A 10,059-nucleotide genomic window follows, 5' to 3' on the forward strand; every position below is an offset into this window, starting at 1 on the left:
TCATCCTCTCTCAACAGTTAATGTGTCCTTCTTCTGTTTTTGGTGTTCGATGCGCTCCTGAACGATGCGTTCCGCCGTCGCGAGAAACGTCGGCTTGAATTGATCCGTCGTCATGATGTCCTCGATGCCCTCGGTCTGCATCAGCGCCTGCAGAAGCTCTGTCAGGATCTGCCCGTGGCGATCGGAACGGTTCGCGGCGAGTCGGATCCGCTCGAGTTCCGTCGACACCTGCTTGTTCATTAACTCCTCGATATGACTTGTAACCTGCGTGCTGATCGAGCGGGTGAGGAACTGCATGTCCCACTTCCCGTCAGCCAGTTGTTTATGCTCGTCTGCGATATGGTCGATGACCTGACCGAGATGGCCGAAGCGTTTGTCGTCGGCGAACTCTTCCAAATACGCGACCGTATCTGGCTTCAACCGGAGGCGGATCTGTCTCAACTCTTCCATCGTCCTCCCTCACTTTCCATATTCGATGTCTCGTTCCAGCTGTTCGAAAGCACGTTGATTCTTTAAGTGTTCGAACTCGTCGTTCATGTGCCGCTCGATCCGGTAGAGTGATTCGTTGAAGATTTTCTGTTGTTTGAATAGGCGTCTGACCGGATGTTTTGGAGCTCCATTTTTCTCAACTGTCGTTTGTTCTTTTGATAAGGTTCGCATCTCAGCGAGGATGGCATTCCCCATCCGGGTGTAGAGATCCTGTCGCTTCGTCGTCCGGTAATGCTCGGCCTTCTCCGTGTCGCCGTAGCTGCGATGATGGAACGCTACCTCCTGTTCGAGCCGCTCGTTGAAGGCTTGGAACTCATGTTTGAAGTAGGTATCGATATAGCGGTCGGTCAGATGATCGAGCGATTCACGGAGCGGCTGCATCCCGTTCATGTTGTAGCGCCACTGTCGTTTGTCTTCCGGCAACCGCTCATAGATGTCCTTGAAGTGACGGACGAGCTCGGGATGAAGGACACGGTTCGGGAGCGTTGGAATCTTTCGGTTCCGTTTATGGACGACCAGTTCGTCTCTTATGAACGCATTCAGTTTCTCCTGTTCTTTCGTCCGGTCGGCAAGGGAATGGATGACCTTCGACTTCATCAGCTCGATTGATTTCGGTTTGCGTTTGCCGCGCTCGCGTATATGGCTCGTCTCGACGATGGCGACATGCACGTGGATGTTGTCGGTGTTGTAATGCACGGCGCCGGTCCAGTAGGCATGGACCATCTTTTCTTTTTGGAGCATCGCCTCGACCGCGTTCCGTGTCGCCTGAATCAATCGTTTCTCGTCGATGAGGTCGTTGTGGAGCACACCGGTCTCTCGTAGCCAGGCGTTGTCGAACGAGATGACATCCTGCCAGAGGATGCTCCCGTTCTCTTGTGCATGTTTGAAGATGTCGCGGACGGCGCGACGCTTTTCGTCATTCAACCGGTCGTCCTCGCGTGTGAACAGACCGCTCGATTTCGTCTCGTCTTCCATATAATCATGGTACGTCTCGAACTGTTCGCGGCTGTCTTTCGCGTCTGGGCGATTGATGTAGTCGAGGTACGTCGTGTAGCGACGCGACTTCTTTTTTGTGCCCGGCACCTTGAACTTCGACTTGATGACGACGCCCGGCGTCTCACGCATCCTGCATCACCTCGTTCAACAACCGGGTCAACGCGGCGAGCTCGTCCGCGCTCCGTTTCAAATGGAGCGTGTTCGCCTCAAGCTGTCGTTCCAGTCGCTCGACCTGCGTCGATTGGATACCGTTCGCGCACCAGGAGGCAAGCAGTTCTTTCAAGTATTGTTGCCGGGAGCGATTGTGTTCCTTCGCCCATTCATCGATTTGCTTCACGATGACGGGGTCGATGTCGCGGAGTAACAGATCCATTTGCCTGACCACCTTTCTGGAGGCTGTATATTGCCAATGTCCTAAAAGTTCGTTCAAAGAGCATAAGGGGAAACTGCTATCACTTCCCGTGATAGCCCAGGCAGAGCCTGGGGTTTCCGTGATATCACCAAAAGTCCAAAAATGGCACGAAATGTGCCAGTAAAACCAGCGATTTGGCACGAAATGTGCCACTTAAATCGACAGTTCCCGGAACCGCACGCGCAGTTTGTCGTGCTTTTCTTCGAGCGCTTGGACCGACTGTTCGAGTTTCTCGAGTTCGAGTGTGAGCTCGTCGCGCATCCGGCTGAGGTCGAAGATTTCGTTCTCCTGTTCGACCTGTTCGTCGAGCGAAAGATAGGGGAGTTCGTCCTCAAGTTCCTTTTTGTCACGGTCGAGCCGCTTGATTTGTTGACGCTGCACTTCGACCGATTGTTGCGCTGTCTCCAACTTCCGCTCGGTCTCCGCGAGCTCGTCTTCGACGAATAGTCTCGTGAAAGTTGTCTCGTCAGATGATGTGTGGCTCGCCTGTTCGATGGTCCGACGGTCGGCATAGAGGGACGTCAAAAGACCGTTCTCCCGTTCCTCGGATGTGAGTTTGTCGATTGATTGTGACTCATTCAATCCGTAAATCCGGACGGCGAGCTGGTCGAAGTCGCTCGGCACGTCCTTCAACTCGAGCACATATTGGTCGTTCCGGTCGTAGAGCAAATCAACTTCCTTCTCGGAATCCGGACGTGCCTTATAGACGTAGCGGAAGACATGATTGTTTGTGTTGCCCGGTGCGTCATCGAGCGAGAGTCGGATGCGCATTGTCTTCGTCTTCGTATCGTAACTAGACGCGTGGAGTGTCACGGTCTCCCCGTTTGAGAGTCGGATTGGCTCGTTGATTGGCGTCTCATTGACCGGTGATTCTTCGGCAAAGAAAAACGACGAGGTGCCGAAGAAGAGAAATCCGATGACAAAGAATATCCCGAGTCCGAGATAGAATCGGGAGACGTTCTGGGTGAGGCGTCGTCGCGTTTGCCGCCGCATCTAAATCCCTCCTTCCGGTGTCAGGTCTTCCATCTCTGTGACAACCAAACGTCCGTCGATGGACTCGAACGTCAGGGCCAACAGTTCTTGCGTCGTCTCTTCATAACCTGTCTCGGTGATCGACAGGTCTTGTTCGAACCGTATGAGACATTCTTCTCCGGAGACAGAAGGGAACACCTCGATGTCGCGGACGGTCGTCTCGAACGTGCCGACATCGCTTCCGTCAGCGGCGAAGAGTATGGCCGCGAGTTCCTCCGACATGAAGTCCTTCGCCTGTCGTTTCTGGGTCGTGTAACTGTCCTTCGTGATGGTGAAGGCGTACTCGACGAAGCGCGTCGCGCGTGTCGTCAGCTCCTCCATTCGTTCCGTCTCCATCGAAGCGACGACTGGCTCAGTGTCCGACGGTGTATCTTCGGAGGTTTCCGATTCAGAGTGAGTGACGCTCTCATTTTCCGTCTGATGCGTGTCTGAAGTACTCGTGACAGCCGTCACTTGTTGATAGAAAAAGACGTTCGCCGCGAGCGAAATGAGAAGCAGTACCCCGAACAGAGAAGCGAAATGTTTAGTGGTAAACACCATTTGATATGCTCCTTTCACTCATTTATTTATGACATAGCAAAAATGAATTTTGACTTACGTTAAACCAAACAAAAAGGGGTCCTCATTTTTTGAGAATCCCTTACGTTTGTTGAAATTTTCAATTTGGATAATCCTTGTTCTTAATTGGTACATGTAAATCAACTCTAGATTTTCCCTCTGGATCTTCAGCAGGATTGTTCAAATTAAACTCTAAGTTATGTCTATCTTCGTCCATTAAATATTTGCTTTCTGGTAACCACTTTTCAAAAATAAATTCATAAGTTTCTTTCATTTTTTCCGGTCTGTCATAGAAATGGTGAACAATGTATTGGCCGCCTACTAACGTTCTAAATTGTATTTCATCGTGTCCCGACTTATCAAAGTTCTCAGGAATTGTTACACAAGCATCATGCCTACATTCATGAGCTTTGACGAAATCCGGATTGTCTAATGAAACACCAATAAATTGACTTGTAGGAGGGTAGAGATCATATTGCATTGCCCACTGCATTAATTTTCCCCAATGTTCTTGGGGTTCAAAATAGCTACCATTACGTCTAATAAACGCAATCTCAGTTTCCGGTAACTGCCTTAATACGATGTCCATTTTATAACCTCCAATAAAGTTGGCATATATATATTCACGAATGACATTCTATTCTTTGAAGTGATGTTCCTTCTTTTATTATTACAATCCGAAGACCGGGGCGGGGTCGATATGCCCGGACCATTCACTCGTCTTGATCTCGAAATGCAGATGGTTCCCGCTCGAGCGGCCGGTCGTGCCACAGTACCCGAGCGCTTGTCCGGCGTCAATCTGTTGGCCCGTTTGGACGCTGAGACGACTCAGGTGCGCGTACGCCGTGATGTAGTCGTCGTGTCGGACCTGGACGAGATTACCGTACGGTCCGCGGTTCCCGCTATAGATGACGGTGCCGCTTTTGACCGCGTGGATCGTGTCGGACGGGGTGCAACTGAAGTCGATACCGGTGTGGTTGTCCCGTTGTCCGAAGACGACGCGCCACCCGAAACGCGATGTCACGTTGAGCGGGATGGCGAGCGGGGAACGTAATCCCGACAACAGTTCTTTCGTGATAATCCCATCGGCGACGGCGACCGGCGCGAGGTATTTCAACACCGCGTCGACGTATTCGATGTCCCCGTAACAGGCGCCGTGCTGGACCGCACTCGGGCGATGACAACGATAGATACCGGTGTGTTTCACGCGCTGGTACATCATCTGCGAGAATGAGATGGCGAGCTCTTTCGAGTAGCGCCCGCCGTTCTCCTGGACATAATCGATAAAGCCGCCGCCGAAGTTGTAGCTCTGTAACGTGAGCTGCACGTCGCGGTTCGCCCGTTCGAAGACGGATGCGAAATGTTCGACGCCGTAGACGATACTCTCCTCGGGGGAGGTGATGCACCCGATCCGTCCACACTGCGATTCGCTCGCCTGCATCGGGTCGTTCCCGCGTCCGCCGCTCTCCTGCATCATGAGCGCGAGTACGAGGTTCGTCTGTTCGGCTAGTCCGTGCTTCGTCAGTTCACTTTCTACCAAGCCCCGATATTGGAGCACCTGGTCGCTTACCTGGAGACCACCGGCCGTGTCGAATGTGACGTCGGTCGGTTGTTCGTTCTGGACACCCGTGAGCTTGTCGAGGATTCCGACGACGAGGATGGCCAGGAACAAGACGAGTGCCGCGATGCCGAGCAGGATGAGTCGCCATTTGAGCGTCGCAAGCTGCCACTTCGCCATGAGGGCGAAGTGGGCAATCCGTTTCGCGGCCGCCCACATTAGGCACCTCCGCCGAACAGGGCGAGCTCCTCGGGTGCGACATCGACGTCAAAGATGAGGTTCTGTACGCCGGATATGCTGAGGACGACACGCCCCGTCTCGAGCGAGGGGATGATCCGCATCTCGGAATTCGAGAGTTGGCCATCAAATACCGTCTGGATGATTGGGATGCTCTCCGCGTCTTGTTCACCGATGATCTTGTATTGGGTGAGCTGGAAGAGCGACTTGACGTTCTCGGCATTCTCGGACTTCGATCCGGCCGGCACGAAGTCGGTGATCAGATGCGACACGAAGAAGATACCGCCGAAATACTTGCGCGCCTCGCGCATACAGCGTTGCAGATACAGGATGGCCGGCTGGGCGATGTCGCGCGTGTTGATCAAGTGGTGCGCCTCGTCGATGACGATGAGGTACTTGCATGCTTCTTCGGTCCGGAGCACACCCTGGTTATAGGCTTTCAGTTGACTCGAGCCGTTGGCAATCATTCCGTCCCACAGCATGTTCATAAGCGAGAACACCTGCGCTTGGAACACCTCGTCCCGTAGGCTCGTCAGGTTCCGGAGCGGGAACGACACGATGAGCTCCTCGTCGAATCGGTCGATGGAAGAGTGCCCGTCGAAGATGTTGCCATAGTTGTGGACGAGGTTCGTGACGGCGAGCTCGATGTTCTCGAGACGCCGGACCCGGTTCGGACTGATCGCCTCTTTGATCGAGGTGCGTGTGTCGTCCGTGTAGAGCTCACGCCGCACGAGTTTTAAGAAGTCGGAGAACGTCGGGTACCTGTTCGCCGGATGCGTCGTGATCGGCAGTTCGCCCTGTTCGTCCCAGAGCCCGTGCCGGACGTACAAATCCCGAAGCAGGATCTCGAACTCGTTCGTCTCTTCCTGTGTCGCCGCCGGATTGATGTAGTGATAGAACACGGCCATCTTCGACAGATGCTGCATGAACGAGAGCGCCTCGTTGGCGCTGCCATCATTGTTCGTCACCGTCTTATAGACATGGAGCGGGTTGATGAGACCGGCCGACCCGTCGAGCGCGATTTCTTTCCCGCCGAGCTGCCGCACCAGGTCGGAGAACTCGCCTGTGACGTCGAGGATCCGGATCTTGTTCCCCTTGATTGCCTGGTCGAGCACCGTTTTCTTGAGGAGTGTCGACTTGCCGGACCCCATCTTGCCGATCATGAGCGCGTTGTAGAACTTGCGTTGCTTGTCCTTGTGGAACAGGTCGAAGATGACGCTTCCGTTCGTGTCGGTCGTCCCGTAATACGTGCCGGTCGCGTCCTGGAGCGACGTGAAGTGGAACGGGTAGCCGCCGGCGATTGAGAGGGAAGGGATCTCTTTCCCACGGCGCCGGTTCGGCAGCCTTTGTTGCTGGTCATAGCTCGTGAATAGGCTTTGCCATTCCCATTCCTGTTCGTTCAGGAAGATCGTCGAGCGGAAGTTCCGGGCCTCGAGTTCTTCCATCACTTCCTGCACTTTCACCTCGAGTGCGTCGAGCGTCTTCGCCTTCACATAGAGGCGCAGATGCAGATACTTCATCGTCTCGCCCTGGGTGATCTGTTCGTAGAGTTCGTTCAGTTCCTTATACGTCTCCCGGGCGTCGATGCGGTCGATGTTGTCCTTTGCGTTCTCGAAGCGCGTGTTCTGTTCGGCCATCGACTTGTTGATGGTCTGGATGATCTCACGCTTGTCGGCCGTTCCGATGTCGAGCGTCGTCAAAACGCCCGGCATGTTCAGGATGGGTTCGAGCCAGTAGTCATAGACGAGCGACTGATATTTGTAGACATGGAGACAGGACAGGTAGCCGTCCCCGAGACGAACGAAGTTGGCCTCAAACCGGATGCCGCCCTGTGGCTGGATCTTGGCGATGACGTCGGGGTTATAGCCTTTCTCGATCTTGACGGTCTCCGGGTCCTGGTGTCTGGACAATTTGTCACGCAGGCGCTTCCACATGTGCGTCACTCCTTTCTTCAGGCGTCGAGTTGTGGTTTCGTGTTCGGGTTGTTCAGTTGATAGAGCACATGGACCTTCTGGTCGAGGGTCAGCTCGCGCATCGGGTTGGAGCGGCGGAGCAGTTTATAGAGGTGTGTCTTTCGCTCCCGTAGCGTCCGCTCGTCGTCGGCATAAAAAAAGAGGAGATAATCGCGATTGGTGCGATGCTCCTCGAGGTATTCGAGCTCCTGCTTCTTTTTTAGTAGAAAAGGCAGGTAGGCCGGTGTCTGATTTTGTCGAATCTGTCGTTCGATGCTGATCTTCTGCCGTTCGAGACTGAGTGGCGTGTTTAGTGGCACGACTTTGAGCGGATGCGTGTACGCCTGAAGTAGGTAGGCGAGTGAGAACACGTCGTGGTCCTTTTCTTCCTCGTTCAAGGAGTAGATGTCCTTTGAGGTGAGCTGGATCATGTCGAGATAGGTCCCGTCGCGCATCTCGAACGCCTCCGTCCCGGTGATGTCGACGATTGGCATCAGTTCGGCGACCGTCGGTTTGACGACGACCTTGTCTTTGAGCTTCCGTTTCTCGACCACGTCCTGTTCGTCGAGCCAGGTGCCTGTGCGTCTCGGTTCCCTTAGCGTGTCTTCAATGAACGCCATCTCAATCACGTCCTTTCGTCTGTGCGTCGAGCGCGAGATAGGTATCTTTTCGTTTGATGAGCGCGTAATAGAGCGCGTGGACCATCCGCTTCTGCGGGTTCGTCGCCGGCCGGAGCACCATGAATAGACCGAAGACGACGAGGAAGACCGTGAACGGGATGTGCAGCACCGACGGGATGAGCGGGAGCGTCACGAGCCGGAGCACGATGAGCCCGACGAGGAACAGGAAGTCATGAAGATAGAGCATCTTGTTGATCTTGAGCTCGGTCGTGACCTCGTTCGGGATCCGGTATTTGCGCATGGGTCATCACTCCTTTTTCTTCATGTTGTCAGGTTTCGGTGGCGAGGTCGGATAGATCCGTCGCGACTCTTCCAGGTGCCGGCTATGACGGTGCGTCTGATTCTCACGCACCTGTTCGATGACCTCGGTCTCGACGTCGAGCGCGGTCTCCTGATGGATGGTCCGGCGGGCGCGGCCTTGGCGTTTCTCTGTTGTCGTGTCACTCGAGTCTGTCGCAGATGCCGAAGACGAGGATGAATTGTTTAAATGTGTTGCCTCATGAGTTGTCGGTGACGTCCCGTCGTTTCGGGTTAGAGATTCATTGTGACGATTGTTTGATCCGGATGTGGTATCGATAGATCCAGTGACCGGTTCAAGAGTCGACGAAGCCGGGATTGGAGAATGCCCAGAGCTCGACTGATCGTGAATCGATTCCGGTCTTTGCGTTTCCAATAATATTGTTTGATGGTCGGACCCACGTTCGGCATTTGATTCAGGGTTCGTCGAATGGATTGATTCGGGAGACGTGCGACCCGACGTTTCTTTGACATGTGGAGAACTGTGCGCTTCAGGTTCTGATTCTTGACCACTGATTGGTTGCGCAACGTCCTTCGGATTTGTCGGTTTATCTTGGTCATGTTGACTACGACTTGCGGTTTGATTCGTCTGAGCAACACCATCTGGATCGTTTTGTCTCTCGGTGTCCATCCGCTGTGAAGATTGGCCTGTTGCACTAAGCGGTGAACCGTTCTGCGGTATGGCGTTTGAATCCATCCGCGTCGTCGCGGCCTCATGGAGCGAGGGCATCTTCGGTGCGCCTTGTGTGGCCCGCGCGACCTTCGAGACCGCATGGGCACCGGCCGAGGTCGCGCCTTTACCGGCAGCATAGGCGCCGAGGGCGACACCCCAGCCCCGTTTGAGACCGGCATCGATCCCGAACAGCCGCTCTACCATGTTCGGCCCGTCGATCAATGCGACCGAGAAGGCGATGAGGGCGATCAGATAGGCGAACCCGTCCAACGTCTCCGCGAGATAGGCGGTCCCAATCGTGTACAGCTTGATGGAGACGAAGATCAGAATGATCACGAGGAACGTGTTCAAAATGCTCTGGATGACCTTCTTCGTCTTTTGGCCACTGTGCAGATCGGCCGGTGCGACGAGGATCGCCAAGACATAGTTGAAGGCAAGCTCGAACGAGAGACGTGCCAGTTTGTAGGCGATCGAGAACAGCGTGAAGCCCATGATCCCGAGCGTCACGAAGATGGTCAACCAGTTCGGCTGATAGCGGTAGTAATACTGATTGTTCCATTCGACGCCACTTTGGTCGAGTTTCGAGGTTCCCATCGTTTCACCGTTCCAGGTTAGTTTGGACTGAGAGATTTGTTCGCCAGTACTTCCCAAGCGAAATTCATTACTATCGAATACCTCGTTGATATCGATATTTCGTAAATGACTTTGAGGCAGAGAGTTCAAAGCCTCACCTTTCAAACCGGAAAAATCGTTTCGGTCATATTCAATCAAATCATGAATGTTTTCTCGTAAAATCTGATTTGATATCGATTCACTTGAAGAGTTTTCGCCAGAGTTTTGAGTTGTAAAATCAATAGCGGTATCACTGAATTCACTTACTTGCGTCATCGTTGGAGATAATAGTCCGAGAATGAGCAACGTGATAAACAGATTGATTAAAAATCCTTCTCGATCAAATTTCTTTTGAAAAATGATGAGGTAACCCGTGAATAGGAAGCTAGCAGCTAAAAGAACGTACAAAAAAGGTTGAATCGTAGAAACGAATTCAACCACTTGAGAGTTATTAAAAAATGCTTTCGTTAGTAATTGAACTGAGCCCTGTTTTACGGACAGTTTAATAAAAAGTGCCTCGAATTCTATGCGGCGATCAGATGGCTCCGGTATTGCTCCGGGGT

At 53.3% G+C, this 10,059-nt stretch carries 11 protein-coding genes; all 11 read right to left on the bottom strand.

Annotated features, from left to right (window positions below; genetic code table 11):
• Window positions 1-450, bottom strand: coding sequence for a hypothetical protein (locus tag KNP82_RS14460; protein WP_214828536.1), 450 nt, complete (start codon window positions 448-450; stop codon window positions 1-3).
• 9 nt (window positions 451-459) lie between these two features.
• Window positions 460-1,614, bottom strand: a complete 1,155-nt coding sequence (mobP2, locus tag KNP82_RS14465) for a MobP2 family relaxase (RefSeq protein ID WP_214828539.1) — start codon at window positions 1,612-1,614, stop codon at window positions 460-462.
• Complete coding sequence (locus KNP82_RS14470; RefSeq protein WP_214828541.1) at window positions 1,607-1,858, bottom strand: hypothetical protein; 252 nt, start codon at window positions 1,856-1,858, stop codon at window positions 1,607-1,609. The genes mobP2 and KNP82_RS14470 overlap by 8 nt, the downstream gene beginning before the upstream one ends.
• Before the next feature lie 192 nt (window positions 1,859-2,050).
• Window positions 2,051-2,890, bottom strand: a complete 840-nt coding sequence (locus tag KNP82_RS14475; protein ID WP_214828544.1) for a hypothetical protein — start codon at window positions 2,888-2,890, stop codon at window positions 2,051-2,053.
• Complete coding sequence (locus KNP82_RS14480) at window positions 2,891-3,469, bottom strand: hypothetical protein (protein WP_214828547.1); 579 nt, start codon at window positions 3,467-3,469, stop codon at window positions 2,891-2,893.
• A 118-nt stretch (window positions 3,470-3,587) separates the two neighbouring features.
• Window positions 3,588-4,076, bottom strand: coding sequence for an AraC family transcriptional regulator (locus KNP82_RS14485; RefSeq protein ID WP_214704192.1), 489 nt, complete (start codon window positions 4,074-4,076; stop codon window positions 3,588-3,590).
• An 81-nt stretch (window positions 4,077-4,157) separates the two neighbouring features.
• On the bottom strand, window positions 4,158-5,264 hold the full coding sequence (locus KNP82_RS14490; protein WP_251128776.1) for a lysozyme family protein: 1,107 nt from the start codon (window positions 5,262-5,264) through the stop codon (window positions 4,158-4,160).
• Window positions 5,264-7,216 (bottom strand): VirB4 family type IV secretion system protein, encoded by a 1,953-nt coding sequence (locus KNP82_RS14495; RefSeq protein WP_214828549.1) that lies wholly within the window; start codon window positions 7,214-7,216, stop codon window positions 5,264-5,266. The genes KNP82_RS14490 and KNP82_RS14495 overlap by 1 nt, the downstream gene beginning before the upstream one ends.
• A gap of 17 nt (window positions 7,217-7,233) precedes the next feature.
• Complete coding sequence (locus KNP82_RS14500) at window positions 7,234-7,854, bottom strand: hypothetical protein (protein WP_214828552.1); 621 nt, start codon at window positions 7,852-7,854, stop codon at window positions 7,234-7,236.
• 1 nt (window position 7,855) lies between these two features.
• Complete coding sequence (locus tag KNP82_RS14505; protein ID WP_214828554.1) at window positions 7,856-8,155, bottom strand: DUF5592 family protein; 300 nt, start codon at window positions 8,153-8,155, stop codon at window positions 7,856-7,858.
• Between the two features lie 6 nt (window positions 8,156-8,161).
• A complete protein-coding gene (locus KNP82_RS14510; protein ID WP_353049069.1) occupies window positions 8,162-10,048 on the bottom strand; it encodes a pLS20_p028 family conjugation system transmembrane protein in 1,887 nt (628 codons plus the stop codon).
• Between the last annotated feature and the right edge of the window lie 11 nt (window positions 10,049-10,059).

It is taken from the genome of Exiguobacterium sp. s26 (assembly GCF_018618235.1).
Taxonomy (GTDB): domain Bacteria; phylum Bacillota; class Bacilli; order Exiguobacteriales; family Exiguobacteriaceae; genus Exiguobacterium; species Exiguobacterium chiriqhucha.